The sequence below is a fragment of the Mesorhizobium sp. M2E.F.Ca.ET.209.01.1.1 genome (assembly GCF_004010375.2).
Classification (GTDB): domain Bacteria; phylum Pseudomonadota; class Alphaproteobacteria; order Rhizobiales; family Rhizobiaceae; genus Mesorhizobium.
The window spans coordinates 437451-464369 of sequence record NZ_SADP02000004.1 but is presented as its reverse complement, the minus strand read 5'-3'; the positions used below and the strand labels follow the sequence as shown (position 1 = coordinate 464369).

At 64.2% G+C, this 26919-nt stretch carries 39 protein-coding genes and 1 riboswitch; of the genes, 15 read left to right on the top strand and 24 right to left on the bottom strand.

Translation table 11 applies throughout. The features are described 5' to 3' along the window. Nucleotides 1–201: 201 nt before the first annotated feature. The 3 genes from EN852_RS40815 to EN852_RS11485 form a co-directional block, all read right to left on the bottom strand. Nucleotides 202–363, bottom strand: a complete 162-nt coding sequence (locus EN852_RS40815) for a hypothetical protein (protein WP_189401379.1) — start codon at nucleotides 361–363, stop codon at nucleotides 202–204. Between the two features lie 150 nt (nucleotides 364–513). Beyond that, the gene (locus tag EN852_RS11490; RefSeq protein ID WP_127865083.1) at nucleotides 514–894 is read right to left on the bottom strand and encodes a YkvA family protein; all 381 of its coding nucleotides are present in this window, start codon (nucleotides 892–894) and stop codon (nucleotides 514–516) included. A 62-nt stretch (nucleotides 895–956) separates the two neighbouring features. After that, nucleotides 957–1139, bottom strand: coding sequence for a hypothetical protein (locus tag EN852_RS11485; RefSeq protein ID WP_036258067.1), 183 nt, complete (start codon nucleotides 1137–1139; stop codon nucleotides 957–959). A 243-nt stretch (nucleotides 1140–1382) separates the two neighbouring features. Between EN852_RS11485 and EN852_RS11480 the strand changes: the two genes are divergently transcribed. Beyond that, complete coding sequence (locus tag EN852_RS11480; RefSeq protein ID WP_095816402.1) at nucleotides 1383–1532, top strand: hypothetical protein; 150 nt, start codon at nucleotides 1383–1385, stop codon at nucleotides 1530–1532. Nucleotides 1533–1594: 62 nt separating this feature from the next. On the opposite strand, the gene EN852_RS11475 is transcribed toward EN852_RS11480, so the two are convergent. Continuing rightward, nucleotides 1595–1930, bottom strand: a complete 336-nt coding sequence (locus EN852_RS11475; protein ID WP_095815898.1) for a hypothetical protein — start codon at nucleotides 1928–1930, stop codon at nucleotides 1595–1597. Between the two features lie 236 nt (nucleotides 1931–2166). Then, nucleotides 2167–2922, bottom strand: a complete 756-nt coding sequence (locus EN852_RS11470) for an SDR family oxidoreductase (protein ID WP_127874956.1) — start codon at nucleotides 2920–2922, stop codon at nucleotides 2167–2169. Nucleotides 2923–3024: 102 nt separating this feature from the next. On the opposite strand from EN852_RS11470, the gene EN852_RS11465 reads away from it, so the two are divergent. From EN852_RS11465 to EN852_RS11445, 5 genes are all read left to right on the top strand, one after another. Then, a complete protein-coding gene (locus EN852_RS11465) occupies nucleotides 3025–3927 on the top strand; it encodes an AraC family transcriptional regulator (protein WP_127874957.1) in 903 nt (300 codons plus the stop codon). Between the two features lie 74 nt (nucleotides 3928–4001). After that, nucleotides 4002–4826, top strand: coding sequence for a Ku protein (locus EN852_RS11460; RefSeq protein WP_127874958.1), 825 nt, complete (start codon nucleotides 4002–4004; stop codon nucleotides 4824–4826). A gap of 109 nt (nucleotides 4827–4935) precedes the next feature. Further along, complete coding sequence (locus EN852_RS11455; RefSeq protein WP_127865088.1) at nucleotides 4936–5193, top strand: metal-sensing transcriptional repressor; 258 nt, start codon at nucleotides 4936–4938, stop codon at nucleotides 5191–5193. Between the two features lie 8 nt (nucleotides 5194–5201). After that, nucleotides 5202–6545 carry a cation diffusion facilitator family transporter gene (locus EN852_RS11450; protein WP_127874959.1) on the top strand — a complete coding sequence of 448 codons (1344 nt, stop codon included), beginning with the start codon at nucleotides 5202–5204 and terminating at the stop codon, nucleotides 6543–6545. After that, on the top strand, nucleotides 6542–7216 hold the full coding sequence (locus tag EN852_RS11445) for a sulfite exporter TauE/SafE family protein (protein WP_127874960.1): 675 nt from the start codon (nucleotides 6542–6544) through the stop codon (nucleotides 7214–7216). The genes EN852_RS11450 and EN852_RS11445 overlap by 4 nt, the downstream gene beginning before the upstream one ends. 85 nt (nucleotides 7217–7301) lie before the next feature. Here the strand turns inward: EN852_RS11445 and EN852_RS11440 are convergent, their stop codons facing one another. The 3 genes from EN852_RS11440 to EN852_RS11430 all read right to left on the bottom strand — a co-directional run bounded on the left by EN852_RS11440 (nucleotide 7302) and on the right by EN852_RS11430 (nucleotide 9080). Further along, nucleotides 7302–7928 carry a hypothetical protein gene (locus tag EN852_RS11440; protein ID WP_127874961.1) on the bottom strand — a complete coding sequence of 209 codons (627 nt, stop codon included), beginning with the start codon at nucleotides 7926–7928 and terminating at the stop codon, nucleotides 7302–7304. Between the two features lie 6 nt (nucleotides 7929–7934). Continuing rightward, on the bottom strand, nucleotides 7935–8675 hold the full coding sequence (locus EN852_RS11435; RefSeq protein ID WP_127874962.1) for a CbtA family protein: 741 nt from the start codon (nucleotides 8673–8675) through the stop codon (nucleotides 7935–7937). Nucleotides 8676–8870: 195 nt separating this feature from the next. After that, nucleotides 8871–9080 carry a CbtB domain-containing protein gene (locus EN852_RS11430; protein ID WP_112100494.1) on the bottom strand — a complete coding sequence of 70 codons (210 nt, stop codon included), beginning with the start codon at nucleotides 9078–9080 and terminating at the stop codon, nucleotides 8871–8873. Between the two features lies 1 nt (nucleotide 9081). Further along, a riboswitch (adenosylcobalamin (AdoCbl) riboswitch) is annotated at nucleotides 9082–9224 on the bottom strand. An 84-nt stretch (nucleotides 9225–9308) separates the two neighbouring features. Here EN852_RS11430 and EN852_RS11425 point away from each other — a divergent pair. Then, on the top strand, nucleotides 9309–9878 hold the full coding sequence (locus EN852_RS11425; RefSeq protein WP_127874963.1) for a histidine phosphatase family protein: 570 nt from the start codon (nucleotides 9309–9311) through the stop codon (nucleotides 9876–9878). A gap of 159 nt (nucleotides 9879–10037) precedes the next feature. Beyond that, on the top strand, nucleotides 10038–10310 hold the full coding sequence (locus tag EN852_RS11420; RefSeq protein WP_095815889.1) for a PilZ domain-containing protein: 273 nt from the start codon (nucleotides 10038–10040) through the stop codon (nucleotides 10308–10310). 241 nt (nucleotides 10311–10551) lie between these two features. Here the strand turns inward: EN852_RS11420 and EN852_RS11415 are convergent, their stop codons facing one another. Then, a complete protein-coding gene (locus tag EN852_RS11415; RefSeq protein WP_127874964.1) occupies nucleotides 10552–11073 on the bottom strand; it encodes a DUF6428 family protein in 522 nt (173 codons plus the stop codon). Between the two features lie 42 nt (nucleotides 11074–11115). Between EN852_RS11415 and EN852_RS11410 the strand changes: the two genes are divergently transcribed. Genes EN852_RS11410 through arsC form a run of 3 tightly spaced genes read left to right on the top strand, consistent with a single transcriptional unit; the run spans nucleotide 11116 to nucleotide 12618 of the window. After that, entirely contained in the window at nucleotides 11116–11466 is a 351-nt protein-coding gene (locus EN852_RS11410) for a metalloregulator ArsR/SmtB family transcription factor (RefSeq protein WP_127874965.1), read from the top strand. Nucleotides 11467–11500: 34 nt separating this feature from the next. Next, nucleotides 11501–12199, top strand: coding sequence for an MIP/aquaporin family protein (locus EN852_RS11405; RefSeq protein ID WP_127874966.1), 699 nt, complete (start codon nucleotides 11501–11503; stop codon nucleotides 12197–12199). After that, on the top strand, nucleotides 12196–12618 hold the full coding sequence (arsC, locus tag EN852_RS11400; protein ID WP_127874967.1) for an arsenate reductase (glutaredoxin): 423 nt from the start codon (nucleotides 12196–12198) through the stop codon (nucleotides 12616–12618). The genes EN852_RS11405 and arsC overlap by 4 nt, the downstream gene beginning before the upstream one ends. A gap of 50 nt (nucleotides 12619–12668) precedes the next feature. Here arsC and EN852_RS11395 read toward each other — a convergent pair whose 3' ends face one another. Next, nucleotides 12669–13187, bottom strand: coding sequence for a GNAT family N-acetyltransferase (locus tag EN852_RS11395; RefSeq protein WP_127874968.1), 519 nt, complete (start codon nucleotides 13185–13187; stop codon nucleotides 12669–12671). A 46-nt stretch (nucleotides 13188–13233) separates the two neighbouring features. Here EN852_RS11395 and EN852_RS11390 point away from each other — a divergent pair, with 46 nt between their 5' ends. After that, nucleotides 13234–14427, top strand: a complete 1194-nt coding sequence (locus tag EN852_RS11390; RefSeq protein WP_246694241.1) for an MFS transporter — start codon at nucleotides 13234–13236, stop codon at nucleotides 14425–14427. A 204-nt stretch (nucleotides 14428–14631) separates the two neighbouring features. Here the strand turns inward: EN852_RS11390 and EN852_RS11385 are convergent, their stop codons facing one another. The 11 genes from EN852_RS11385 to EN852_RS11335 form a co-directional block, all read right to left on the bottom strand. After that, nucleotides 14632–14916: a hypothetical protein gene (locus tag EN852_RS11385; protein ID WP_040980340.1), complete on the bottom strand. Its 285-nt coding sequence runs from the start codon at nucleotides 14914–14916 to the stop codon at nucleotides 14632–14634. Nucleotides 14917–15130: 214 nt separating this feature from the next. Beyond that, on the bottom strand, nucleotides 15131–15454 hold the full coding sequence (locus EN852_RS11380) for a DUF2934 domain-containing protein (protein ID WP_127874970.1): 324 nt from the start codon (nucleotides 15452–15454) through the stop codon (nucleotides 15131–15133). A 78-nt stretch (nucleotides 15455–15532) separates the two neighbouring features. Then, nucleotides 15533–16642, bottom strand: coding sequence for a mandelate racemase/muconate lactonizing enzyme family protein (locus EN852_RS11375; protein ID WP_127874971.1), 1110 nt, complete (start codon nucleotides 16640–16642; stop codon nucleotides 15533–15535). Nucleotides 16643–16698: 56 nt separating this feature from the next. Next, entirely contained in the window at nucleotides 16699–19137 is a 2439-nt protein-coding gene (locus tag EN852_RS11370) for an FAD-dependent oxidoreductase (RefSeq protein ID WP_127874972.1), read from the bottom strand. 146 nt (nucleotides 19138–19283) lie between these two features. Next, a complete protein-coding gene (locus EN852_RS11365; protein ID WP_127874973.1) occupies nucleotides 19284–20282 on the bottom strand; it encodes a L,D-transpeptidase in 999 nt (332 codons plus the stop codon). A gap of 154 nt (nucleotides 20283–20436) precedes the next feature. Next, the gene (locus EN852_RS11360; protein WP_127865109.1) at nucleotides 20437–20724 is read right to left on the bottom strand and encodes a DUF982 domain-containing protein; all 288 of its coding nucleotides are present in this window, start codon (nucleotides 20722–20724) and stop codon (nucleotides 20437–20439) included. A 27-nt stretch (nucleotides 20725–20751) separates the two neighbouring features. After that, on the bottom strand, nucleotides 20752–21054 hold the full coding sequence (locus tag EN852_RS11355) for a DUF982 domain-containing protein (protein ID WP_127874974.1): 303 nt from the start codon (nucleotides 21052–21054) through the stop codon (nucleotides 20752–20754). Nucleotides 21055–21252: 198 nt separating this feature from the next. Further along, nucleotides 21253–21480 (bottom strand): hypothetical protein, encoded by a 228-nt coding sequence (locus EN852_RS11350; RefSeq protein WP_127865111.1) that lies wholly within the window; start codon nucleotides 21478–21480, stop codon nucleotides 21253–21255. Nucleotides 21481–21622: 142 nt separating this feature from the next. Next, on the bottom strand, nucleotides 21623–21823 hold the full coding sequence (locus EN852_RS11345; protein WP_127874975.1) for a hypothetical protein: 201 nt from the start codon (nucleotides 21821–21823) through the stop codon (nucleotides 21623–21625). 85 nt (nucleotides 21824–21908) lie between these two features. After that, nucleotides 21909–22112 carry a hypothetical protein gene (locus tag EN852_RS11340; protein ID WP_246694240.1) on the bottom strand — a complete coding sequence of 68 codons (204 nt, stop codon included), beginning with the start codon at nucleotides 22110–22112 and terminating at the stop codon, nucleotides 21909–21911. Nucleotides 22113–22288: 176 nt separating this feature from the next. Then, nucleotides 22289–23629, bottom strand: a complete 1341-nt coding sequence (locus EN852_RS11335) for a phospholipase D-like domain-containing protein (RefSeq protein WP_127874976.1) — start codon at nucleotides 23627–23629, stop codon at nucleotides 22289–22291. A gap of 191 nt (nucleotides 23630–23820) precedes the next feature. On the opposite strand from EN852_RS11335, the gene EN852_RS11330 reads away from it, so the two are divergent. Together EN852_RS11330 and EN852_RS11325 are read left to right on the top strand one after the other, a co-directional pair. Then, entirely contained in the window at nucleotides 23821–24174 is a 354-nt protein-coding gene (locus EN852_RS11330) for a DUF768 domain-containing protein (RefSeq protein WP_127874977.1), read from the top strand. Continuing rightward, nucleotides 24155–24439: a hypothetical protein gene (locus tag EN852_RS11325; protein WP_127865115.1), complete on the top strand. Its 285-nt coding sequence runs from the start codon at nucleotides 24155–24157 to the stop codon at nucleotides 24437–24439. The genes EN852_RS11330 and EN852_RS11325 overlap by 20 nt, the downstream gene beginning before the upstream one ends. A gap of 41 nt (nucleotides 24440–24480) precedes the next feature. Here EN852_RS11325 and EN852_RS11320 read toward each other — a convergent pair whose 3' ends face one another. The 3 genes from EN852_RS11320 to EN852_RS11310 form a co-directional block, all read right to left on the bottom strand. Continuing rightward, nucleotides 24481–24681: a hypothetical protein gene (locus EN852_RS11320; protein ID WP_127865116.1), complete on the bottom strand. Its 201-nt coding sequence runs from the start codon at nucleotides 24679–24681 to the stop codon at nucleotides 24481–24483. A gap of 244 nt (nucleotides 24682–24925) precedes the next feature. Beyond that, nucleotides 24926–25219 (bottom strand): GYD domain-containing protein, encoded by a 294-nt coding sequence (locus EN852_RS11315; protein ID WP_126061615.1) that lies wholly within the window; start codon nucleotides 25217–25219, stop codon nucleotides 24926–24928. Nucleotides 25220–25416: 197 nt separating this feature from the next. Then, on the bottom strand, nucleotides 25417–26304 hold the full coding sequence (locus tag EN852_RS11310; protein WP_127874978.1) for a transcriptional regulator GcvA: 888 nt from the start codon (nucleotides 26302–26304) through the stop codon (nucleotides 25417–25419). Between the two features lie 124 nt (nucleotides 26305–26428). Here EN852_RS11310 and EN852_RS11305 point away from each other — a divergent pair, with 124 nt between their 5' ends. Beyond that, a complete protein-coding gene (locus EN852_RS11305; protein ID WP_127874979.1) occupies nucleotides 26429–26890 on the top strand; it encodes a VOC family protein in 462 nt (153 codons plus the stop codon). Nucleotides 26891–26919: the final 29 nt, after the last annotated feature.

Below are 26919 nucleotides of genomic sequence, written 5' to 3'. Positions count from 1 at the left end.
ATCCACCTCAAACCGGCCGATCGCGGCAAAACCAGCCGAAAGAGCCGCTAAAATGACCCTCGCATAAGCCGATCTCGCATCAACCAAACGCAAAACGGCCCCACGGCTCCGGTTTTTCCGCAGCCTGCTAAAGCGCATGGAGCGAATCCGAAGGATCGCGACGCGCTTTAGGGCAATTCCAGGAACGCGGCTTTCAGCCCGTCACGCGACTTGCAATCCGGCGGCGGAATCCTCGCGCGCGATCTCGATCAGCCGCGCGATCGCCCATGGCGTCAACAGCGCAAGGAAAGCAGTGAGATCCAGGAAGATCGACCGCGCCAGATCGAACCCGCTGTGGTCGTAGCAGACTGCAAACTCCATCACGCCTTACCCCTTTTGACCCACCCGCAGCGCATGTAATTTCGCGCATCCTTGAGCATGATCCTGATTTGCATCGAATACAAGAGGTCGCTAAATCAAGTGGATGTGCGCCGCTGCTGGCGCAAGAACGGCCAGCTTGACTACAAACGACGCTTAGGCCGGTTTCGGCCAGAACAGCCAGGTGAGCGCCAGCGCCGCCAGCACCCAGACCGCGATCATGAAGGCGAGACCCGCCTTGCTGACCGGCTTCTCGCGCCGCGCGGCCTCTTCGCGGAATTCCCGCATCAGGTCGGCCGGCACCAGCCTGACCGCGAGCAGGATGCCGAGAGGCACGATCAAAAGGTCGTCCAGATAGCCGATGATCGGGATGAAATCCGGGATGAGATCGATCGGGCTCAGCGCGTAGGCCGCGACCGCGCCCGCGGTGGCTTTTGCGTACCAGGGCACGCGCGAATCACGGGCTGCAATCCACAGCGCCACCGCATCGCGCTTGATGGCGCGCGCCCATCGCTTTGCCGAGTCGAGAGCCGACATGAGCCTATTGTATAGAGCCGTGCGGGTCTGCGGGCCAACGGACGAGCACCGGATTTGGTCTCTCAGGCGCAGTCCTTCAGCTCGACAACCTCGACGCCGAGGCGGAACGCCTGGCCATCCGCGTAGGAACGCGCATATTGCTCGGCTTCGAAGGGAAAGATCAGCGTCGTGCCGTAGGCGGTGACGCGCACGGTCCACTTCTGTCCCCTGACGAGTTCAACACCGTGAAGCTTCGCCGTCACCATCTCACCCTCCTCAGATCCGGCACGCTCGCAACGTCCGCATAACGTCGCGAAAGTCATTTGAATACAAATAATTCGACTTAATCGTGTCGTTGCGATGTCGATTCCGACATTGGGTCGTTTTCGTCCGTGAAATGGTTCACCGACAGAAGCGTTTTTGCCGCCGGCCGCGTGCGGGCTCGATGGTGACCGGAACCGAGTCGGCCCCCGGCGGGTTGGAGTCATGGCCCCGCACAGGAGGTTTCCATGATCCGCAAACTGAAAACCGGCGAATATCGGCTCTATTCGCGCAAGGTCGACCCGAGAACCGGCAAGCGCCGCAATCTCGGCACGTTCAAGTCGCGCGAGGCGGCCGAAAAGCACGAGCGCGAAGTGCAGTATTTCAAGCGCCACTAGGACAACGATGAGTGTCGGTGACGGAAACGCCCCAGGAGCGACCGCCGTTTCACCGGGAGCTTTCACCCGTGCGGTATCGGTTGCGTGCGCGGGCGAGGGTGGCCAGGCACGTTCGAGCCGATATGGTCGAGGTCGCAACGTCTCGTCACCATCTCGACCGACCCGGTGTCGACGGTCACCCGCCCCAGCACCTGAACCGTCGTGCGTCCGAGATCCTCGTCGACATGGACGACCTCGCCCTCCAGTCTCAGCTTGTCGCCTGCCTTGGCGTTTGGCTCGACCATCGAATAGCGATGGCCGTTGCCGTCGAGGCTCAGCGTCACGCGGTCGTTCACGCGCTCGATCACGGTGGCGATCACGGCCACCCTGTCGCCGATCTCCACTGCCGGCCGTGTCATCGACGCCTCCTTTCCGCTCCGCGCGGGTCGTTGCCGCCGGAGCCAGCTGGCGACACGATGAGCATCGGCAGCCGCTGAAATAAACGGGAAAACAAGGATTTGGTTGCCGCCCGACTGCCTGTCGAGAGGCGAAGAAGGAGCTGAGCACAAGAAGAAGTCCGATGCCGCGCCTGTTGAGGCAGGCGCTGGCCCGGTGAATCGCAGGCGAATGGGCAGCGCCGAAGCCTCGGTCTTGCCTATGCGGCCTGGGACAGGGCGACCGCATCGGCCCCGGCGGGGAAGCGCAGGGTGCCGGTCGTGTCGTTGACGGCCCGCCAAACGCCTTCGGCGACATCGATTTCCCTGGTGGTCAGAGCCCCGGCCATCGCCGGATCGGCGAGATTGCCGAAGACTGCCCTGGCAAAGTCGGCATAGGCCTCGGGGATAAGGTCCTGGACATTGACGCCGGTGTTGGCGGTGAACCTCGTCGTCGGCCCGTAACCGGGCTCGACCAGCTTGGTTCGGACATTGAAAGGCGCGAGCTCCAGCGCCAGCGAGCCGGTGAAACCTTCGATCGCCTGCTTGCTCGCTGTATAGGCCGCCGCCAGCGGGAAGGGCGCCAGCGTGGCGCTCGACGTCACATTGACGATGACGCCGGAACGGAGCTCGCGCATCTGCGGGATCACCGCCTGGGTCATCGCCATGACGCCGAAGGTGTTGGTCTCGAAGACCTTCCGGATTTGCGCCATCGGCGTCGCCTCGAAAGCTCCGGCGACGCCGATGCCGGCATTGTTGACCAATGCGTCGATCGGCCCGGCGGCTTCGATCGCCGCCGCGATGCTTTTGTCGTCCGTCACGTCGAGCGGCAGGATGCGCAGCGCCGGCGAACGCGGCAGCACGTCCTCGCGCGGGCTTCGCATCGTCGCGACGACGTTCCAGCCATTCGAGAGGAAATGGCGCGCCGTCTCCAGGCCATAGCCCGAGGAAGCGCCGGTGATCAGGATGGTTTTCATGGGATCGGTCCTTGCTGTTCGGTTTGCACGGCGGCAAGTTACCGTCAGGGGGCAGGACTATCTATAATTGACGGTCCTGATTTTGTTTGCAAAAGTCCTGACATGGTCGATCCGCTCTCCGACGTCATAGGCTTGCTCAGGCCCCGCGCCGTGTTCACCAAGGGCATCAGCGGCGCCGGGCGCTGGGGTGTCCGCTACGCGGATTTCGGCCATCCAAGCTTCGCCGTCGTCATCGAGGGAGCTTGCCTGTTGGCGGTGGACGGCCAGCCGCCCTTGACGTTGGAAGCGGGCGATTTCGTCCTGCTGCCGACGACACCCGGTTTCACCATGACAGGTTTCGAACCCGTCGTTCCGACCCTGATCGACCCCAATCTCGCAGCGGGCGCCGCTGAAGAGGTCCGGCACGGCAGGCAGGACGGCCCGCCGGACCTGCGCATGCTTGGCGGCTATTTCCTCTTCGATGGGGAGGATTCCGCCCTGCTGGTTTCACTGCTGCCTGCTCAGGTCCATGTCCGCGGCGTCGAGCGGCTGTCGGTCCTGGTGAAGCTGCTGATCGAGGAGGCGGCGGGCCGGCATTCGGGGCGCGACCTGGTGCTGGCCCGGCTGATCGAAATCCTGCTGGTCGAATCCCTGCGGCAGGCGCAGACGCCCGACGCGCCGGCCGGCCTGCTGCGCGGCCTGGGCGACGCGCGGCTGGCGGAGGCGATCCGCCGGATGCACGCCGATCCGGCGCGGCCGTGGACGATCGTCGAACTGGCGAAGGAGGCCGCGCTTTCGCGCTCCGCCTTCTTCGACCGCTTCGTGCGCGGCGTCGGCGTGCCGCCGATGGAATATCTGCTGGCCTGGCGCATGGCGCTGGCGAAGGATCTGCTGCGCCGGCAGGAGGGCGATATCGCCGAGATCGCCGAGCGCGTCGGCTATGGCTCGGCCAGCACCTTCAGCACCGCCTTCAGCCGCCATGTCGGCCAGCCGCCCGGGCGCTACGCCAGGGCGGCCGCGCACTAGTGGCACTTGGCCCGCGCGGAACCACGCGAGGCCCCAGATGTTCCTGTTGATCGCAACGACAACGGGAATGGCACATGGTTGCGCCGCGCGCGGTCTGGAAGGGTTTTCTGAAGGTCGGGTCGGTCTCGTGCGGCGTGAAGCTGGTCGGCGCGACCAGCGAAACCGGAAAAGTCCATTTCAAGATCCTGAACCGTAAGGACGGCTTGCCGGTGAAAAGCGCCTATGTCGACGAGCAGACCGGCGATGTCGTCGAGGCCCAGGACCAGACCAAGGGCTTCGAGCTGGACAAGGATGATTTCATCGAGATCGAGCCGGATGAGATCAAGAAGCTGAAACTCACCTCGGCGCATACATTGGAGGTTGACGAGTTCGTCGCGCTTGACGACATCGACACCCGCTATCTGGAAAAGCCTTACTACCTCATCCCCGCCGATGGCGCCGCGCTCGAGGCCTTCAGCGTGCTGCGCGAGGCGATGAAGAAGAAGCGAGTCGCCGCAAGATCCTGCGTGGTGCTCTACCAGCGCGGCCGCGAGGTTGTCATCCAGCCTTTCGGCAAGGGCATGCTGCTCACCGAACTGCGCACCCGCAACGAGATGGTCTCAGAAAAGAGCGTCTTCGAAGACCTAACGTCACCGAAATACGACAAGGACCTGCTCGAGATTGCCGAGCTTTTGATCGACAAGAAGGTGACGAAGTTCGATCCCTCGAAGTTCGAGGACACCTATGAGGATGCGCTGATCGCGATGATCGATGCCAAGCGCAAGGGCAAGAAACTCTCCAAGGCCGCGCCGCCGCCAAGGGAAAATGTCGTCGACCTCGCCTCGGTGCTGAGGAAGAGCCTGGCCAAGGAAGGCATTAAGGCACCCTCGAAAGCCAGGCCTGCCCGCAAGTCGGCCTGATCAGCCGACCGATATGATCGTCGAAGTTCGGGAAGCGGATCCGCTCACTCGGCGGGACATGGTTCGTTCCTTGGTTGCCGTATCCTACCCTGGGGGATAGGATCGTGCCATGACGATACACAGCTCCCATCCCGACATCATCGCCCGGCTCAAGCGCGCGCACGGCCATCTCGCCGCTGTGCTCACCATGTTCGAGCAGGGCCGTTCCTGCCTTGACCTCGCGCAACAGCTCCATGCCGTCGAAGGCGCCGTCGGCAACGCCAAGCGCGAGCTGATCCACGACCATATGGAGCATTGCCTTGTCGAGGGCGGCGAGCCGACCCGGGACACGCTGAAAGAGCTGAAGCAACTCACCAAATATCTGTGAGGCGGCTCATGTTGACGAGGATTCTCGACTGGTTCGGCTTCGGCGCGCACGGGCATGACCACGGCGGGCATGGGCATGGCGCGCACGGCCATGACCATCACGGGCCGCACGGGCACACGCATGGCGTGATCGATGCAACGATCGCCACGACGGAGCGCGGCATCTGGGCGATCAAATGGTCGTTCGTCATCCTGGCGATAACGGCCGCGCTGCAGGTCGCCGTCGTCATCTTTTCGGGCAGCGTGGCGCTGCTTGCCGACACCATCCACAACATCGCCGATGCGACGACGGCCATTCCGCTCTGGATCGCCTTCGTGCTGGCGCGCCGCAGGCCGACCCGAACCTTCACCTACGGCCTCGGTCGCGTCGAGGATCTTGCCGGCATCACCATCGTGCTGATCATCATGGCGAGCGCGCTCGTGGCCGGTTACGAAGCGATCGATCGCCTGTTCAATCCGCAGCCGGTGCGTTTCCTGGGCTGGCTGGCCGCTGCCGGCGTCATCGGCTTCCTCGGCAACGAGGCGGTGGCCGTCTTCCGCATCCGCGTCGGCCGTCAGATCAACAGCGCGGCCCTGATCGCCGACGGCTACCACGCGCGCACCGACGGGCTGACCAGCCTCGCCGTCGTCGCCGGCGCGATCGGCGTCTGGCTTGGTTACCCGCTTGCCGACCCGATCATCGGCCTGCTGATCACCATCGCCATCTTCGGCATCGTTTGGCAGTCGGCGCGCTCCGTGCTGACGCGCATGCTCGACGGTGTCGAGCCGGGGCTGGTCGACAAGGTTCATCACGCCGCCGCACATGTCGCCGGGATCGACAGGGTGGTCGACGCCAAGGCCCGCTGGCTCGGCCACAAGCTGCATGTCGATGTGGAGATCGCGGTCAATGACGGGCTGCTGCTCGCCGCCGCCAACAACATCGCCGCTTCGCTGAAGACGGAACTCTTCGCGCACATTCCCGCGCTCGACGTCGCCACGGTGCGCTTTGCCGCGCTCGAGGCCGAGGGTGGCCACCACCACGCGCCTGACCCGTTCCTGGTGTCGGGCAAGCTGGCCAGCGGGCTGCTCGAGATCGTTGACACGCCGCAGGGCGAGCGCATTCGGCTGCGCCTCTCGCGCCACGCCGAGGGCCTGCAGGCGAACGTCGCCATCGAACGCGCCGGCGGTGCCGTCGAAAGCCTGCCGCTGTCGCCGGTCGGCGGCGACCATCACTATCTGCAAAGCCTTGTCGCTCCGGCCGAGCCGCACGAGTTCAGCGCCAGGCTGCAACTGGCGGCCGGTCAGGACAGCGAGGACCTGCCCTTCGCCATGGCCGAGCCGGAAGGCCACCACCACGAGCACGCGCATGGATGATACAGTCGCTCTTTGACTACCAGCGCGAGATCTACCTGGCGGTGGCTCAGCACCTCAAGGCGTTCGCCGGCGACGGCAGCTGGCTTACGCTCCTTGCGGTCCTGCCGATGGGCGTCGTGTTCGGGGCGGCTCACGCGCTGACGCCGGGCCATTCGAAGACACTGCTTGCCGCCTATATCGCCGGCTCGCGGGTGAAATTGTCTCGTGGATTGCTCGCCTCGCTTGCCCTTTCCTTCACCCATATCACGCTGGCGGTGCTTATCGCGGTGCTGGCGCTGCCGCTCGTCTCGATCTCGCTGGGCAGCGTCGGCCGCGCCCCGGCGCTGGAAACGTTGAGCCGTGGGCTGCTGGGTCTGATCGGCATGTGGATAATCTGGCGCGCGGTGCGCGGCCATCACCACCATCACGTCCACGAGGGCGAAGCGGTCGGCTTCATGGCTGGACTGGTTCCTTGCCCGCTGACGCTGTTCGTCATGACTTATGCCATTTCGCGCGGCATACCCTGGGCCGGACTTGTCTTCGCTGTCGCGATGATGGTGGGCGTCGCGATCACGCTCGGTATCGTCGTGCTGCTGGCGGTGATATTCGTAGCGGATCGGTTGCAGCGCTGGAGCGGCTTGGATCGAGCGCGGCCGGTGTGGCGACCTTTCTGGAGATCGGCACCGGGCTGATTCTGGTCGGCGCGGCACTGCATCAGATCTTCGGGTAGTGGTGCGCGTCAGCCGAAGCTGTGACCACGCGTTTCCTGGAATTGCTTCAGGCCGTGCGGCTGCGCGGCGCGCCGAAGATTGCCCAACTTGCGGCGGCGAGCGCCGCCACCGTGACCAGCAGCACCGCCAGGCTGGGCAGGTGGAAGACAATGTCTTGCCATCTGGGCTCGATAACCGCGCCGGTGCTGAAGGCCTCGCCGCTGTATTGGCACAGGATCCAGGACGCGCCGCTGCGCACCATGTCGGCGTCGATGTCGGAGATCAGCGCCTTCGCCTCGCGTTCGGCCGCTGGCATCGTCGCCATATAGGCGAGCAGCGCCTTGGCGGTGGCGAGATAGGCGTGGCTGCATTCGTTGAGGGGGCTTTCCTCGTCGCCGAGGCTTCCCGGCATCAGGCCCCACAGACAATAGGTGAATTGCAGATTGCCGTGATTGTAGAGCCGCCGGAAGGCCGGGTCGGTCACGGTCTGGCGCTGGGCGAGGTCGATGATCTGACCACGGTAATGCGCGATCACCGCCATCTGGCCATGCGTGAGGCTGGGGATCTGGATGCCGGGGGGAGGCGGGGCGGATGAGCCGCTATGCGCCTGCGCCGATGCCGCCAGTGAGACCAGCAGGGCTGTCGCCACGAAAAAATTGGCCGCCAGGGCGAGAAACCGTGGCGGCCAACGCATGGGAGTTCAAGCGTAGCGGCGGGCAGGGCCGCGCTGGTCGCGCACCGCGACCACGCGCTCGGCAACCGCGCCGAAGCCGAGCCCGACGACGGTCCATAGCACCAGCTGGATGCCGAGCGAGGCGACGCGGAACTGCCACAGCACCGTCGCCGAGAAGTTTTCCGGCACTTCGTTGATGTCGGGCAGGGCCGCCTTCACCAGCGCGAAGACGACGAGGAAGGCGAGCCCAGCCACGATCGAGGCGTTCCAGGCGCCAAGCCGGGTCCACAGCCGTTGCGCCAGGCCGACCGCCGCCACCATCGCCGCGATCGAGATGACGATCATGATGAAGAACAATTCGGTGCGGTAGGCGATGGTTTCGGGATTGCCGACCGCGGGCGGGTTCGCCGGATATTTGAGGCTCGGCACCACGATAACGGCGAGGAAGCCGAGCAGCGCCAGCAGCGCCGAGGTGCCGCGCGGACCGAGCGAGCCCAACCGGCCATAGGCATAGGCAAAGACCAGCGAGAACAACCCGCCAAGGGCCGCGCCATAGACCAGCACGCCGGTTGCGAGACCGATGCCGGCTTGAACGGCGCGGCTGACCATCTCGGGTTCCGGCGCCTCGCCGGCCGCCTGGGCCTGCTGTTCCTCAAAGGCGATCGCCTTGTCGACCGGCGGCTCGCCATAGACGCGGGCGAAGGCAAACGCCAGAATCCCCGCCACCAGCCCGACAAGCATGCCGCGCAGCAAGAGTTTTCCGACCATGTCAGAGTCCCTTCAAGCAATTCCCGGAAAAATTCGAAGCGTTTTTCCGTTCGGAATTGCGTTAGACCAAAACTCAGAACGGCTCAGCGATGCCGAACCGCTCCAGAGCAATTCCAGGAAAAGTGTGCAACGGTTTTCCGTCCGGAATTGCGTCAGACCAAAACCTGGGACGGTTCAGCCTTCCCCGAACCGCTCCTAGTGGCAGGGGAAGCCGAGCAGGTGGCGGCCGTCATGCACGAATTCGTGCACCGCCGTGCCACGGATCAGCGACGTCGCGCCTTCTTCCGCGCCAACGAAATAGATCATCAGCATCAGCATCAGGCCGGCGAAGATCGCCCAAGGCAGAAGCTCGCGAACCGGAATCGCAACCGGACCGTAGCTGGGGGCGAAGGTGGTGTCGGACATATTGAGCTCCCTTGGGATACTGCGTCCCGTTGATCCAACTATGCTGCGGAATAAGGCCTGACTCTCGGCTGGTGCCGATCACAGTGGCGCGACCGTGCCGGACTCGCACCGGCTTCCAATCCCGTATAGCGCTAAAACACTTGTCAGCACTTCGTTCGCCTGTCAACGACATGTAATGGCCAACGCGGCTTCGCGCGGCCGAAATTCACTGGACCACGGAGTTTTGGGATGTTCGCCCGCCTGACGATGATCGCAAGCGGCGCGACGCAAGCCACGCGCAAGGGCCGCTTCCCGAAGGACGAGGCGCCGGAGCCCAGCGCCTTCGACCGCGCCGGCGCGGTCGCGTCGTCGCTGCGCCGGGCCGACCGCGTCTGGACAAGTCCGGCGCTTGCCGCGCGCAGGACGGCCGAGGCGCTCGGCCTTGACGCGGCGGTCGAGCCGCTGCTTGCCGAGCAGGATTTTGGCCGCTGGGCCGGCAAAAGCTTCGAGGCGATGCAGGCTGAGGACCCGGAAGGCATGGCGGCTTGGTTCTCCGATCCCGACGCAGCACCCCATGGCGGCGAATCGCTTGCCGCGGTGGCCCGGCGGGGTGCTGCGCTGATGGAGCGGCTGGCCGGCGAGAGCGGCCACACCATCGCGCTCACCCATGCCGTGCCGATCCGCGCCGCGATCTTGCATGTGCTGGGCGCGCCGCTCTCCTCGGTCTGGAAGATCGACATCGAGCCGCTGTCGCTCACCGAGTTCCGCAGCGACGGCCGCCGGTGGGTGCTGCATGCGAGCGGGGTTGCCGTCGGCTGAACTGTCGGTTCTTCACATACGCGGATTCTGTCAAGCTTCGACAACCGTGCGGAGGCATATCAAGGCTCGTCGTTTCAGCGATCGCTAACGGAACGGAAACACCTCGCTGTTATGGTGCCGCCCGTGGCGAGGAGAGCCTTGCCTTAGGAGCCGTCGGAAATGGCCAATTATCCCGAGACCGAGCGCCGTCTTCATGCGCGCGAATTCGTGCTCAAGGAAGCCACGATCATTGCCGGGGCCGTCAGGATCGGCTGCTCGGTCAGGAACCAGCACGAGCAGGGCGCGGAATTGCGCGTCGCCGCCGATACGCAGATCCCGGAGCGCTTCCTGCTCGAGGTCCCAGCCGACGATACGACCTATCGCGCCTTGGTGCGGTGGCGGCGCAACGACCGCATCGGCGTGGCGCTCTACAGCAACGCGCCGAAGGACTGACGCGCGGCCCGCCGCTCAGCAATTCGTGACTTGATCCTGCCCGCGCGGCGTGCAACCCGGCACATGGGGAACGCAACCGTGGCGCGTGCGTTCATGAGGGCCGATCAACTGGGACTTCACGCATGAGCAGGACAGCCGTTTGGGTGGCGCTGATCGCTATCGTTCTCGTGGGCCTCTATTTGTTGCAGGCCAATGGCCTGATCAAATTCTGATGCGGCGGGGCGCGGCGCCCTTCGCCGGGTCAGCAGCAGCGGCTTTCTCCGCAGCACGGCTTGCCCGCAACCGCCTGTTCCTTCAGCCAGCGGTCACGCGGCTTGCAGCTCGCCGGCCGCGGCGAAAGCTCGACCTCGATGGCGCCGCCAACGACGCTTGGCTGGGCCGCCCGGTGCAGTTCCATCGGGCGGACGCCGTCGCTGACCTCGAAGGTCAGTTTCGCCGATTGGTCGAGGGCCACGTGATCCGAGACCTTGCGGATGATCGCCGCGAATTTGCCGGCCGGCATATGGACCGGCCCGCCTTCGTCCACGTCCCATAGCTGAACGAAGATCTCCGACCAGGATTCGGGATTCGCCTCGCAATCCAGCGCCGAGAACTGCCCGGCCTTCACCTCGGTGACATGATAGCCTGCTTTAACCGGCCGCCCGTCATAGCGGAAAACAAGCGGCCTGTCCTTGTAATCGGCCAGCGCGCTCAGCAGGTCGCCGATGGTCAGGTCGGAGGGATCGATCGGGTTGGCGTTTTTATGATTGTCAGAAGACAGCATGTCGGCTATTCCTCATTTCAACATTTCAAGGATTATTGAAATATGGATGAACGTCAAGCCCTGATCGCCTTTGGCGCGCTGTCGCAGGAGACGCGCCTGCGCCTGCTGCGCCTGTTGGTCGTCGCCGGGCCGGATGGAATCGCCGCCGGTTCGCTCGCCGAACAGGTCGAGGTCTCGCCCTCCAATGTCAGCTTCCACCTCAAGGAACTGGAACGGTCCGGCCTCGTCACCGCACGGCGCGATGCCCGCTCGATCGTCTACAGCGCCGAATACGACGCGCTGTCCGGGCTGATCCGGTTCCTGATGGAGGATTGCTGCTCGGGCCGCCCGGAAATCTGCGCGCCGGCGCTTGCCGCATCTTGCTGCGCGCCGGGCGAGGGGACCCGGCAATGACCGTCACGCTCCTTGCCCGACCCAGGGTCAACCGATGAACGCTTTCGATCTCTCGCGCCGGTTCGTCGCCGAAGCCCTGGGCACTGGTCTGCTGGTGGCGACGGTTGTCGGTTCCGGCATCATGGCCGAGACGCTGACGCATGACACCGCGCTGGCGCTGCTCGGCAACACGCTCGCGACCGGCGCCATGCTGGTGGTGTTGATCACCATCCTCGGGCCGATCTCCGGCGCGCATTTCAATCCCGCCGTGTCGCTGGTGTTCTGTCTCAACCGGTCGCTGCCCGCCCGCGATCTCCTTGCCTATGTCGCCGCGCAGTTTATCGGCGGCATCGCCGGCACGGTCGCGGCGCATCTCATGTTCGCCCTGCCGGTTCTGGAGATCGCGACGAAGCCGCGGACCGGCCCGGCGCAATGGTTCTCCGAATGCGTCGCGGCATTCGGCCTTGTCGCCGTGATTCTCGCCGGCATGCGCTTCGAGCGGCGGGCCGTGCCGTGGCTGGTCGGGCTCTACATCACGGCGGCCTATTGGTTCACGGCATCCACTTCCTTCGCCAATCCCGCTGTCGCCGTGGCGCGCTCGCTCACCAACAGCTTCTCCGGCATCAGGCCGGTCGATCTGCCGGGCTTCATCGTCGCCGAGCTGCTCGGCGCCCTGATCGCGCTTGCGCTGATGGGCTGGCTCCTCAAGCCCGAAACCGTTCAGCAATCCCATCTCTTGAAAGCAGAACCATGACGGTCACGATCTACCACAATCCCGCTTGCGGCACCTCGCGCAACACGCTCGCCATGATCCGCGCCAGCGGCGAGGAGCCCGTGGTGATCGAATATCTGAAGACGCCGCCGAGCCGCGAGCGGCTGCTCGAACTGATCGCGGCGATGCGGATCACACCCCGCCGGTTGCTGCGGGAGAAGGGAACGCCCTACGCCGAGTTCGGTCTCGCCGACCCGAAATGGAGCGACGACGAGCTGATCGATTTCATGCTCGCCCATCCGATCCTCATCAACCGGCCGATCGTCGAGACGCCGAAAGGGACAAGACTGTGCCGGCCATCGGAAGCGGTGCTGCCGCTGCTCGACAATCCGGTGCGGGAGTTTATCAAGGAGGACGGCGAGAAGGTCGCCTATACGAGCAATTCCGGGAAAAGTGCGTAGCGGTTTTCCGTCCGGAATTGCGAAAAAATCAAAACGTCCCTGCCTCCCGCTTAGGGCGTCAGGTGCTTCATGAAATAGATGGACGCCCTTGGTTTGCCGAACGGGTCGACGGAATGATGTGGCACGACGCCGACTTGCCGCCAATTCATGCGCCGATAGAGCCGCTCGCTTGCTCCGCCCTCGGCGGTGTCGAGAAGGAGAAGCGAGCGTTTTCTTTTCCTTGCCTCGTCTTCCAGGGATGCCATGAGCGCGGAACCGATGCCTTGCCGCTGGAAATCTCGATGCACGAGCAGCATGTAAACCTCCGCCCGGTGCAGCGCATTCGGTTCCGGCGACAGATAGAGCTGAACGGCGCCGACGAGCCTGTCCTCGACATAGGCGCAGATGAGAAGGCGTTCCCCGTCCGCCAGCGAGGGGAAGATGCCCTGCCAATGGGACCGGGCCTGTTCGGCATCGAACGGCAGCACGAAGCCGACGAGCGCGCCATCCTCTATGCTCTGCATCAACAGCCCGGCGAGGGCGTCGATCTGCGCCGTCGCTTCGGCCTGGTCGATTACCGCGATACGCATTTGCTCCCCCTTCGAGGCTCGATTGATAATGGGCTTTGAGCAATCCGTGAAGGCCGAAGCGCCTGCGCCCGTCCAGCGCAACCGTCATGTTCTCGTCACGGCCCTCGGAATCACGCAGATCCTCGCCTGGGGATCGTCCTACTATCTGCCCGCGGTCCTTGCCGCGCCGATTGCAAGAGATACCGGCTGGTCGCTCGCTTCCGTCGTTGCCGGGTTGTCCTGCGGGCTGATGCTTGCCGGGCTTGTATCCCCCGTCACCGGCCGGCTGATCCAGCGCCATGGCGGCCGTCCGGTGCTTGCCGCCGGCTCGCTGCTGCTGGCGGCCGCGCATTCGCTCCTGGCGACGGCAACTGTCTATCCCCTTTACCTGTTTGCCTGGCTGCTGATGGGCCTGGGCATGTCGAGCAGTCTCTACGACGCCGGCTTCGCCACGCTGGGGCGGCTCTATGGTCAGGCAGCACGCGGCGCTATCACCAACCTGACGCTCTTCGGTGGTTTCGCCAGCACCGTCTGCTGGCCGCTCAGCGCCTTGCTTGTCGAGCATGGCGGATGGCGCATCGCCTGCCTTTCCTATGCCGCGATCCATCTGGCGATCTGCCTGCCGCTCCACCTTTGGGTGATACCGCCGCCTCCACCCGCGGCGCCCGCGCCGGTGATAGGCAGGTCGAAAGAGGCATCGGCCACGGGCGGGACGCGGGTACGCTTCATTCTGCTTGCCTCCATCCTGACATTGGCCGCGATGATCGCATCCACGCTCTCCGTCCACCTGCTGACGCTGCTGCAATTGCGCGGCGTCGGCCTGGCGGCGGCAGTCGGTCTTGGCGCCCTGGTCGGCCCGTCACAGGTCGGCGCGCGCGTGGCCGAGCTGCTGATCGGCCGCAATCGGCATCATCCGATCTGGACGATGCTGGCATCCGTATCGCTGCTCGCGGCCGGGATCTGGCTGCTCCTGGCGAGCCAGAACTTCATTGCCCTCGCTTTGATCCTCTACGGCGCGGGCAACGGCATCCACACGATCGCGCGCGGCGCGCTGCCGCTGGTGCTGTTCGATCCGCAGCAATACGCCGTTCTGATGGGCAAGCTCGCAACGCCGAGCCTCGTCATCCAGGCGGCGGCGCCCTCGATTGGAGCGCTGCTTCTGGGCATCGGCGGCGGCAATCTTGTCCTGACGACCCTCGCATTGGCCGCGACCGTCAATGTGGCGCTCTGCGCCTGTCTCGTCGTGGCCGTGCGCCGCTGACCGGGACTGCTTGTCGACCGTCTGGGTCTTGTTGAGCACGGCGGCAAGATGGAGGCCGCCGATACAATAGAACCTTGTGACGCGGACATGAACAATCTCACGGAGGCGAGATTTGCGCGAACCGGACGATCCATATTGCGGCGCGCAAAAAAACGGGCCGACAACACCGGCCCGGTTTCTTCATTCATTCACAGCCGCAACGCGTCAGTCGCGATGCTCCGGCATCGCCTTCAGCTGGTCCTTAGTCCAGCTGGTGACGGCATGCACGTCGCCGTCCTCGTCGCGCATGAAATCGAGCTGGCTGGCGGTGACGGCCACCGGCTTGGCGCCGATGCCGAGAAAGCCGCCGACATCGATGACGACCTGGCTGCCGTGCAGATGGTCGACCGAGCCGATCTTTTCATCGTCGGGCCCATAAATGGTGGCCCCTTCGAGGATGTCCGGCGTGAGCTCGGCGTTGGTCAGTCTTACGTGGCTGGTGTGGTCCATGGCGCATCTCCTGTGGTGTACAGGAAGAAACCACCGATGCGGCCTGGGGTTCCGTCCGAATTGCGGCAGGGGCTCTGTGATAGCCAGCCTTATCGCGGTTCCCGCCCAGATCCGACATCATCCGGACGACAATGCCGGCCAGGCAGCGCGGGACGTGGCTGTGGCGTGCCTGTCGTGCTGACCCTGGAGCGCAGGTAGGCTGGTTGCCGGCTCGTCAGCTGCGCCGCTTGGCCTGCAAGCTCCGCGCCGCTTGCTCGATCGCCGCGCGATCGTTGCCGAGCCGGTCGAGCAGTTCCCGCGCCTCGTCGACGGAAATGCCGGCGCGCATGGCGAGCGCCTCCACCGTCAGCACATCGGCGCTGTCGATCTCGCGCGTTTCGGGCAGCGCGTCGTCCGCCGTCAGCGGCAGCGCCGCTTCGCGGTCGATCTCCAGCTCGGCCTGTTGCCAGTGCCGTTCATGATTGCCGAGGATACCGCCCTCGCGTTGAAAGATCTCATACGCCCGCTGCCTGATCTTCTCGGTCCGATCGTCGTCCATCGCCGTTCCTCCGTTGCGTGCCACAAGAACGCAGGACAAGGCGGAACGATCCGTGTCATTCACGAGTAATCGATCGGCCTAGCGCCCGTATATCGCCAACGGCTTGCCGAACATGCCGGGCTCCGGCTTCACGCCCAGCCCCGGCCGCTGCGGCACGGCGACATGGCCCTGCTTGATGACGACCGAGTGCTTCTGGTCGAAATGGCCCTTGATGTATTCCTGCGCGATCCAGGCGCCTTCCATGCGGCGCGGCTCTACCGTCGCGGCCAGGTGCACGCAGGCAGCCGCGATGATGTCGCCGCCCCAGGCGTCGTCGCAGCTATGCGGCAGCGAGCGGATGGCGCAAAGGTCGCGAACCGTCGTCATCCTGGTGAGGCCGCCGAGGCGTGTCACCTTGAAGCCGAAGCCGTCGGCGATACCGAGCGAGATTGCCCGCAGCACCGCGTTCTGGTCCTCGGTGCTCTCGTCGAGATAGACCGGGTGCGTGACGCGGCCTTTCAGCGTCGCGATCTCGTCCATCGTGTTGCAGGGCTGCTCGAAGACGAAGGGAATCGCCTGGCAGAGCCGGTCGAGATGGATCGCGGCGGCCACCGTCAGGCCCCGGTTGCCGTCGACCGCGATCCGCGCCTTGTAGCCGACCGCTTCCCAGACCTTGTGGACTACGGCGACGTCTTCCTCGAGATTGCGCCCGCCGACCTTCACTTGCAGGCGCGGATAGCCGGCCTTCACTTTGTCGGCGGCGATCCGTGCCGTCTCGTCCGGCGCCCCGACGATCAGTGAATAATAGGCCGGCACGCGGTCCGTCAGCGCGCCGCCCAACAGCGTCGAGACCGGCACGCCGAGTTTCTGGCCGAGCAGGTCGAGAAAGGCCATGTCGAAGGCGGCCTTGGCGTAGCCGTGGCCGTTGAGCCGCTCGTCCATCTGCCTGGCGAGCAGCCTGATCGAGGCGACTTCCGCGCCGATCAGTCCCGGCGCGATCTCGGCGATGGCGGCGCGGGCGCCCAGCGCATGATGCGGCTGGTAGACCGGGCCGATCGGGCAGGTTTCGCCCCAGCCTGTGAGCCCGTCATCGGTGATGATCTCGACCAGTGTGGAGTCCAGCGCCTCCACATCGGCGCTGGCCATGCGGTAGACGCCGTTCTTGACCGGCAATTGGGTCGAATAGACGCTGATCCGCTCGATGCGCATATGGGCTTCCCATCCGAAGGACACGTCGGCAACGGGGCCTTTGCAGGCCCCGCCTGTTACATCCGCGCCCTGGCCGAGGTCGGATCGTAAGGCGAATCCGCAACCACCTCGGCGACTTTCCAGTCACCGAGGATCGCGACGTCGAGCTTCGTGCCCGGCTTGGCAAAACGCTCGGGCAGCAGCGCCAGTGCCACGTCATGTCCCAGCGCATAGCCATAGCCACCGGACGTGATGCGCCCGACCAGCTTGCCGTCGCTGTAGAGCCCCTCATTGGCAAAGGTGCTGGCGCCGTCGGTGTCGATCCTGAGCGTCACCGAGCGGCGCTGGTCGTTGCGCTCCTTGTATTTCAGAACGGCGTCGCGCCCGACGAAATCGCCCTTGTCGAGGCGGATGAAGCGCTCCAGCCCGCTCTCCAGCGCGTTGAGCTCCGGGTTCATGTCGCGATACATGGCGCGATAGGATTTTTCGAGCCTCAGCGACTCCAGCGCATGCAGCCCGACCAGCCGCATGCCGTGCTTTTCGCCTTCTTTCAGGATCGCGTCGAGCAATTGCCGCTGGTAGGGCAGGGGGTGGTAGAGCTCCCAGCCGAGCTCGCCCTCATAGTTGACGCGCAGCAGCCGCACGTCGCCGGCGAGGGCCACGCCGCCGGTCCTGACGCCGAACCAGGGGAAGTTTTCGTTGGAAAGATCGATCTCCGTCAGCGGCTGCAGCACCTCCCGCGCCTTCGGACCGACCACGGTAAAACAGCCGCGGTCGTTCGTCACGTTCTTCAGGCTGACGCCGCCGTCGGCGGGGAGCAACCTCGAGAGGTCGTCGAAATTCCAGCGCTCGGCGCGCGGCGTCGAGATCAGGTAGAACAGATCCTCGCCAAGCCGCGCCACCATATATTCCGCCTGCACGCCGCCATTGGCCGTCAGATGATGCGCCAGCGTCACCTTGCCGACTGAGGGCAGGCGATTGGCGATGATCCCGTCCAGCCAGCGGGCCGCGCCGCGTCCCGACACCTCGAACTTGGTCATCGGCGTCATCTCGACCAGGCCGACGGCGTTGCGCACCGCCAGCACTTCCTCGCCGACGAGATTCCCCTTGGGCGTCCAGCGCCAGCTATACTGGTCCTTGGCCTCGACCCCGTCGCGAGCGAACCAATTGGGCATCTCCCAGCCGTTGAGCACGCCCCAGACCGCACCCAGCTCCGTCAGCCTGTCATAGGAAGGCGCGGTCTTCTGCGGCCGCGCCGCGGGCATGTCCTGTCCGGGATATTTCTGCTCGGCATGCGTGCCCCACGCCTCGCGCACCTTCTGGCGCGTCCATTCCTTGTTGGCGTAGTCGCCGAAGCGGCGCGGATCGAGGTCGGAAACATCGAGGCTGTTGGAGCCCTCGACGATCCGCTCCGACAGATAGTAGCCGATTGTCCCGCCCCACAGGATACCGCCGGGCACGCCTTCGGCGAGCCATACATTGGGCAGGCCCCAAGCTGGTCCCATCAAGGGCAGCTCGTCGGCCGTCATCTGGAAGGGCCCGCGCACATTGGCCTTGATGCCGACGCGCCCGAGCGCCGGAACCAGCCGCAAGGCCTGCTCCCAGTTCCACGACACCGCCTCGAAATCCTCTTCGAGAAGGTCGGCGCCGAACCAGGCGGGAACACCGTCCTCGGCGAACAGCTTCAGATGCTCGGTGCGCTCATACGGCCCGAACATCAGGCCATCGCCTTCCTCGCGCAGATAGCCCTCAAACCCTTCGTCGCGCAGGATCGGCATTTCGGGCCGGCCCGAGCGCTTGCGCTCCACCACTTCCGGCACGGCTTCGGTGATCCAGTACTGATGCAGGATCGGGATCGCCGGAATGTCGAGGCCGAGCAGCGCGCCGGTCTGGTGCGCGTAATTGCCGGTGGCGCAGATCACATGCTCGCAGGTGATGCTGCCCTGGTTGGTCTCGACCAGCCACTCGCCGCCCGGCGTCCGCCTGAAGCCGGTGACCTCGGTGTTGAGATAGACCTTGGCGCCGAGATCGCGCGCGCCCTTGGCCATGGCGTGCGTCACGTCCGCCGGTACGATATGGCCGTCATCGGGATGGTAGAGCGCGCCGAGCATCTCTTTGTTGTCGAGCAGCGGCCAGAGCTTTCGCGCTTCGTCGGGCGTCAGCAATTGCGCCCGCATGCCTTGCACCTCGGCGACGCTCATATAGCTCTTGAACTCGTCGAGCCGGTCGCGCGAATTGGCGATGCGCAACTGCCCGCATTTGTGCCAGCCCACCGGCTGCCCGGTCTCGGCCTCCAGCCCCTCATAGATCTCGATGGTCTTGTTGATCATCCGCCCGACATTGATGTTGCGGGCATAGGACGGGATCAGCCCCGCCGCGTGCCAGGTCGAGCCGGCGGTCAATTTCGTGCGCTCCAGCAGCACCACGTCGGTCCAGCCGCGCTTGGCCAGCCCGTAGAGAATTCCCGCACCGACGCACCCGCCGCCGACGATCACCACCCGCGCATGTGTCTGCATCAAACCACCAATTTCTGACCGAGCCGAGAAAGAGCGCCGTCGAAGCTACAGGCGCGAAAAGCCTGTGTAACGTCTTCAAAAATGAGGGGTCATGATAAGCTGGATTTATGCAGCGGACCTGCGTACCGGCTCGCGGTCTGCGGCATTCACTGGGCCTGTCCCTCTTGCGCAGACTCGTCCTTGAACTCGACCTTCGTGCCCGGCTTGACCATGGCGGCAAGGTCTTCGGCGTCCCAGTTGGTCATCCGGATGCAGCCATGCGAGAAGGTGGTGCCGATCTTGCCCGGGTCTGGCGTGCCGTGGATGCCGTAGCTCTCGATCGAGAGGTCGATCCACACCGATCCGACGGGATTGTTGGGCCCCTTGGCGATGGTGAAGGGATGCCTGGTCTTCACCCCCTTGAAGGCGAATTTCGGATTGTAGTGATAGGTCGGATTGTGCACCACGCGCTTGACCTCGGCCGCGCCGCTCGGCGCCGGTTTTTCCTCGCTGCCGATCGAGGCCGGGTAGACGGCAATCGCCTTGCCCGACGCATCGAGCGCGCGCACCTGGCGCGATGCCTTGTCGACCTCGACGCTGGCTATCTGTGAAGGCGGATCGCCGCGGCCGACATCGGGCACGACCAGGGTCGTGCCGGCCTTGTTGAACCCGATTTTGGGATTGAGCATTCTCAGCAATTCTTCGCTGATATGGAACCGCTCGGCCAGCTTCTCACGCGCATTGCGGTAGTCGAGGCGCTTGAGACGCGCCATGCTCTCCATGCGGGCCGGGATACGCCTGGTGAAGGGGCCGCGCACATCCTTCGCGGTCGTCTCATAGCTCGTCAGCACCGGGCCGGCGAAGGTCGCCGCGAGCTTGTCCCACGTCTCCCGCGTGAGCTTGCCGTCGGAGGGCAGTCCGTTCGCCGCCTGGAAGGCCGCGACGGCCTTCGTGAAGTTCTGCGACGCGCGGCCGTCGATCAGGCCGGGCGAGAAGCGGGCGCGATCCAGAAGCACCTGCGCCTTGAGCAGCATGGGGCTGACGCCTTTGGGTTCGGCTTCGCTGAATTGCGCTTGATTGACGGCGTCGGGTTCCAGCCTCCCCGCCTGCGTGACGCCGCACGCAATGCCGAGCGCCACCGCGACGACAACAAGGAACCTGACCATCGACGTCACTCCGGAACCGCGACAAGGACCTGCCTATATGACGCGGCAGCCCCGATCTGGTTCCTATCCAGGGGGCAACGTGAAGATCGTGCTTCGCTACCGGCGATCGCGGCCGAGAGCGAATGAGGCGGCGCTGGCCGCCGCCTCACTTACATCAGGCATGTTTTGGGTGAGCACTTTCAAGGACGGCGAGGGGAATGGCGCCATCCTCGATGAGGATGTCCTTCTTGCGCGCAAAGGCGACGAAAACGCCCCTCGCAGTTTCCGCATCAACATCCCCGGCGAGCGCGGCCCTGCAGGCACGGATGGCCGCCTTCTGCTCGGGGCTATTGCCGCACCAGTCGATGGCGAATTGATAGGCGTCCAAGACGGTGTTCAACTGACGCGGAAATCCCAGTCCCACCCAGACCCGGATTGGTTTTTCGAACGGTTTGGCGAACATTGCAAACTCCCTCGATCCGCGGCGATGCTAGGCGGTCAGCCCGCCGCCCTTGCGGCCTTTGCCGATCATCCAGGGCAGGGTGGTGCTCACGTCTTCATGGATTCTGGCGGATTTCGCGAAACCGCAAAATGCCTCTCTGGCGGCCGTCAGCGGAAAGCCGCTGTCGAAGGCCCCCTGGCAGGCGCGGAGCGCCGTTTCATAGATCGGCCCGCGCCGGTTCTTGGGCCATTCATAGAGGAATTCCAGGGCATCCTCGAGGCAAGCGATTTCCTGGATGAGGCTGTTTCCGCTCTTGACGAAAACGGGGCTGTCGAACATCCGATCGTTCATAAGATCCTCCAAGTCGAACGAACAATTTGAGTTTGATAGGGGCGGGGACCGCGGCGGTCTGCGCCCGACTTCGATATGGGTTTAAGGGTTTGAAGCGTCAAGGACTTGGCGATGCTCTCATGCTCCATTTCTCAGGCCCAATGTTCGGCGCGCCGAGCAATCGATCAGCCGGCATCCGAGCCGCCGGCCGCGGCCTTCTCACCGACTGGAATTGAGCTTTTGGATACGCCCCTTGTCCAGCCGGAAAACGCCGTCCGTGCCGCCTTGCTGCTCGAAGTCGGTTTGAAGCTCATCCCACGTGCCGAGATACGCACCGCACTCGGCGCAATGGATCGGTGTTGTGGGTTGGGCATCGGCTGGAATGTTCAAACGGATGACACCGCAAAACGGACACTCCAGTTTGTGATCCAGATACTGGGTGGTCATCACCGTTCAGCATCGCGCAAACGGCCCGCCCGTGCAAGCCGCCTGACTTCAACGAGCCGCTGCCTTGCTCGGCGCGGTCCACGAAACCGCAGGCCGCCGAGCGCCTTCACGGTTGCCGGCAGAACATGCCGCATTCCGCCGTTCACACGCGCCCTGACGTGGACGTTTGAACGCGCGCCCTAATGATCCGGGCTTCTCGCAAAAGGGACGGCCGGTCGCGCCCGACGGCCTTTATCAGCCTCTTGGCTTGAGCATCGGAGATGCCGGTTTTTTGCTTCAGCAGAATGACGAGCTGCTTGTCGTCAATTCGACCGTGGGAACTGCCTTCACCGGGTTCAGTCATATCGAGGATCCTCCTTCCGACCAAACTGGAAAGACGGTCGAAAGTTTCATTACGGTCTTGCTTAGCCTGGCCGCCACGCCGCGCGTTATCTGCCCAGCGGTCTTCGCGACAGCTCGGCCAGTTCCCGCTCGTCGGTAATCCCCGCAATGTAGTTCGCGATGATGCGCGCTGCCCGCCGCTCGCGCTGCTCCGCGGTTTCGTCGGCGCCGGCGCTAACTTCAAGGACGCGGCCAAGAAAGGTCACCTCGTCCGGCAGGAACGCGCCTTTCGACAGTCTCGTACTCGGCATTGCCTCCTCCCTCGTGCCTTGAGCCCAAAGGATGACCGGACGGTGGACAGGTTCGTCACATGAAGACCGCCGAACGGGCGTACCACCCCAACAATCTGGCACCTCCATCCTGCACGTTTGTAGATGATCCGCTCTAACCCAGGTGAATCGGCATCACGAAAGTCTTCGTGCCGAGCCTAAAGCTGTGTGTGCAGCTTGCTCGCGAGCCAATCGGTGACTTTCTCGGTCAGCGGGCGCGCCTGCCACTCCGCCAGGCTGATCTGCCTCGACCGTTTCAGGTCCTCGTTGAACAAGTCGATCTGCGTCTGCGCAAAATCCCTGCCGTACACGTTGAGGCTGGCTTCGTCATTCAGGCGCAACGAGCGCTCGTCCAGGTTGGTGGAGCCGAAGCTCGCCCAGACGTCGTCGACGATGAGCAGTTTGGGGTGATACATCGTCGGCTGAAACTCGTAGATACGCACGCCCGCTTCGAGCAGTTCTCCCCAGAAGTGGCGCGAGCCTTTTCGTACGATGGGCACATCGGTCAGCGAATTGGGCACGATGACGTCGACGGCCACGCCTCTCTTCCTGGCGTCGAGTATCTGCTGCAGCGCGATTTCGTCCGGCACGAAATAGGCCATGCCGATGCGCAGGTGATCCTTGGCCGCGGCGATGGCAGCCAGCATCATCAACTCCATGTTCTCGGAGCCGTTCGGTTGCGATGAAAGGACCAACTGGGTGCTAAGCGCGCCTGCGGATTCGGGTGGCGGATAGAACTTCTCTCCTTGCAGTGTTTCGCCTACGGTCTCCAGCCAGTTCTCGGCGAAGGCCGCCTGGAACGCGGCTACCGAAGGCCCTTCAATCCGATAATGGGTGTCACGCCACTCGTTCGGATTGCGCGCATCGCCCAGCCAGTTGTCCGCGATGCCGACTCCCCCGGTGAACGCAACACGCCCGTCCACGATGAGCAGTTTGCGGTGCGTCCGGTTGTTCACCCGGTCCAGCGTGTACCAGTGGATTGGCCGGTAGCGCTGGAACCGCACCCCGGCGCCCGTCATGATGTGAATGAGGTTCTCGTCGAAGGGCAGGGAGCCGAGCCAGTCGACCAACACTCGGACCTCGACGCCTTCGCGGGCTTTCGCGGCCAGGGCCGTGGCGAACTGATAGCCGACCGAGCCCGACCAATAAATGTAGGTTTCCATGTCGATGCTGGTTCGGGCCGTGCCGATCGCTTGCAGCATCGCAGGAAAAATCTCGTCGCCGTTGACGAGGGTTTGCACGGCGTTCTGCCCGGAGATCTGCCCTTGCGAATAGCTGCTCATGCTTTGCACGAATTGCGGATCCGCCGCCTCGAAACGGTGCGGAACGATCGTGCGGATGACACGCGGCTCCGGGGTCAGGTTTAGCGCGGCCAGCGTGACAATCGCGGCGGCGACGGCCACGGCGACATATTTGAGGATGTCGAGCCAATAGCCGGCCTTGCGCCCGGCAGCGAGTGTCTTGCTGGCCAGCAGCGCTCTAAAGCCCTGAGCCTTCACGTCTTTCGCCTGCGGTCAGTTTCTCCCAACAGCAAGAATGATCGACCGCGATTCAGGTTCCCGGCTGGGCCTGCGCAGGCTCCGACCGGCGCTTCGTCAGCCGATCCCCGGCCCACCGCTCACCATCAACCGAGCGCTGCATCCTTTGCGACCGATTGGCGTTGAAGAAGATCATTCGAGGATGCTCTTGCATGGATATCAAGCTGGAACAGCCCGTAGCGGAGGCCTCGCCGGAGGCCGACATGCTCGTGAACAAGACGGCGCATTTCGTGGAGGAATGGATCAATGAGCATAAGCCCGAACCTCGGGTCTCGATGCCGGCCGAGATAGTCGCCGCCGAATTGGCCGATCAATGTATCGCCGACGCCGAAAGCCAAGGCATAGAGCCTGACGAGATCAGTGAGGAAGTGGGCGACCTCAAGGAATACATCGCTGAGACCGTGCTGGAGGAACAACGCGACGGCAGCGGCGATGATCATGGATCAATTGCGCCTGCGCCGCCCGCTGCTGGAAACGGAGAGCCGAATGCCGAAATTCCGCTTTGAGTTTCTCGAATCCACGGCGCAGCCGCCGATCCAACTCGAGATGGAAAATCTCGAAACCGCGAAAGCCGAGGCCAAACGGGCTGCGAAGGAAGCCATGCTCGACGGCATTGCCGCGGGGTCGGACCCGACATCCTGGGTGACCAAGATCTACGACGAGGCCGGCTATCTGGTGACGACCATCGAATTCCAGGATCTGGTGTCGGAAGCACAGCGACCCGGTGAGACGGACGAGGCCGGTGAGCCTGGCGTGATGCGCTCAGGTTGAGACCTGGCAACCGGGCAATGGCGATGGCTTCAGGCCGGCGGCTAGTCGTCGCTCTTGTAGGTCCTGGCGGCCTCCTCGATCTTGCGCCAATCGTTGCCGTAGCGCCGCACAAGTTCCCGCGCCTGCGCAGGTGACAGCCCCTGCGTCTCGACGACGTGCTTCACTTCCGTCTCTTCGCCCTTCAGCGGACGCGAGCGCGGCCGCTTGGTGTGTCTGGCCGTCTCTCCATTTCGTCTCGGCATGGATGTCCCTCTCTCGGATCGGTATCAACCGCCGAGCCGAAGGAAGGTTTCCTGAGGCCACGCGTCACCCGGGGCCTCTGCATCGGGCTCGCCGACAGGGGTGAGCCGCACCGACAGCGTCGCGCTCGAAGAGCTGCACACCGAGCTGCTCCGCGATCGGTGAAGTCGAATTCGTCGCCGGCCTGCGCCGGGCACCCGGCCCGGCGCAAGCTTCGATCCGCCACGTGCGTTGGTAAGGTAACGGTCAGGCCATCCTTGCCAGTATCTTGGCCATATCCGCCGTATCGAACGCCCTCAGGGTCTCGGTTCTGATGTTGCCCATCGATGCGATTGATAGGCCCAGCGCAGTCGCGGCAATGTCGTCCTCCGCTTCGGCAACCGCCACGACATCATGCTTGCCCAGAGTCCACAACAAGGTGTGGATCTTGACCCCGCTTTTGCTGGCCATCTCCTTGAAAGCCTCGGCACGCTTCTGGGTGTCCTTTATGGTCCTGATACCCTGGTCGGTGAAGTTCGACAGCAATACGTAGTGAGCCATTGGTTTCCTCCCACAAGGGAAACGCGGGGCGCTCACGGCGCGTCCGCCGTTCCCGGAACCACAATAACACGTGCCCACCCTATAAAGAAGCGATTGCTAATATATCGGCGCCTGGATTGCCGCAGGAGGCGCGAGTTAAGTGTCATGTCTCGAAGGCAGCACGCGCGCGCAAGGCGGTGTATGGACAGTCGCTGAACTCAGCCGGGCCCGATCTCCTCAAACAGCCAGTCGCGAAACGCCTTCACCTTGCGCTGGCGGATCGCCTCGGGCGGGTAGACCAGATAGAAGCTGGAAACCGCCTTCAGCGCGTGGTCGAAGGGCCGCACCAGCCTGCCGGTGGCAATGTCGGCGGAAACCAGCATGGTGCGGCCGAGCACCACGCCTTCGCCCTGGACGGCGGATTCCACCGCGAAGGTGGCGGAATCGAAGGTGAGGCCGCTGTTCGGATCGACGCCTTCGACGCCGGCGCTGGCCAGCCACGCCGCCCAGTCGATACGGTAGCCGTCGCGGATCAGCGTGTGATGCTTGAGGTCTGCCGGCGTCTTCAGCGGATGCGGACCCTCGAGCAGCTTCGGGCTGCAGACCGGAAACACTTCCTCGCCGGTGAGGAATTCCGACGTCAGGCCGTGATAGTGGCCGCCGCCATAGCGGATGGCCACATCGATGCCGTCGCCGCGGAAATTGGTCAACCTGCCGGTGGTCGAGACGCGCACGTCGATGTCGCCATGCGCGCGGTGAAACCGGTAGAGTCGCGGCACCAGCCATTTGCCGGCGAAGCCGTCGGAGGTGCTGACATTGAGCGTCGAGCCGGAATGGCGCGAGGTCGCCGTCTGCGTCGCCAGCGCGAGCTGGTCGAGCGCCTCGCGCACGGCAACCGCATAAGGCTCGCCGACGGGAGTGAGCCGCACCGACCGCGTCGCGCGCTCGAAGAGCTGCACGCCGAGCTGATCCTCCAGATGTTTCACCGCCCGGCTGATTGCGCCATGCGTGAGGTTGAGCTCGTCCGCGGCCCTGGAAAAATTCAAATGCCGTGCGGCGGCCTCGAAGGCCGGCAAGGCGTTGAGCGGCGGCAGTCTGCGGGTCATGGCCAAGCTATTTGTGAGTTATGGTAACAGATACTTGCCAAACTTTGGTTTGTCCGTCGAGCTTTTTCCAGCCAAAAATCCTCACAGAACTTGTGATCAAAACTCACCAACGTGCGAGGACGCCATGGCCACCGTTCATCCCTTCCTCTGGTTCAACCTCAACGCCGAAGCCGCGCGGGATTTCTATCTTTCGGTCTTCAAGAACAGCCGGGCGCTCGGAGCGATCGAGTTCACTGACAAGCCGCACGCGATCTTCGACTTCGAACTCGAAGGCCAGCGTTTCACGGTGCTCAACGCTGGCGGCGTGCCGCCCTTCAACGAGCGCATCTCGCTCTACATCGAGACCGGGGACCAAGCCGAGACCGATTATTTCTGGAACGCGCTCACCGCCGGCGGCGGTTCGGAACAGCCCTGCGGCTGGCTCAAGGACAAGTTCGGCGTCTTCTGGCAAGTCATCCCGAGCGAAGCCTTGCGGCTGATGAACGATCCGGACCGCGCGAAGGCCCACCGGGCCCGCCAGGCGATGTATTCGATGAGGAAGATCATCCTCGCCGACCTTGAAGCGGCCCACGCCGGCCGCGCCTGATTTTCAACCCATCACTGCAAAGACGGAGA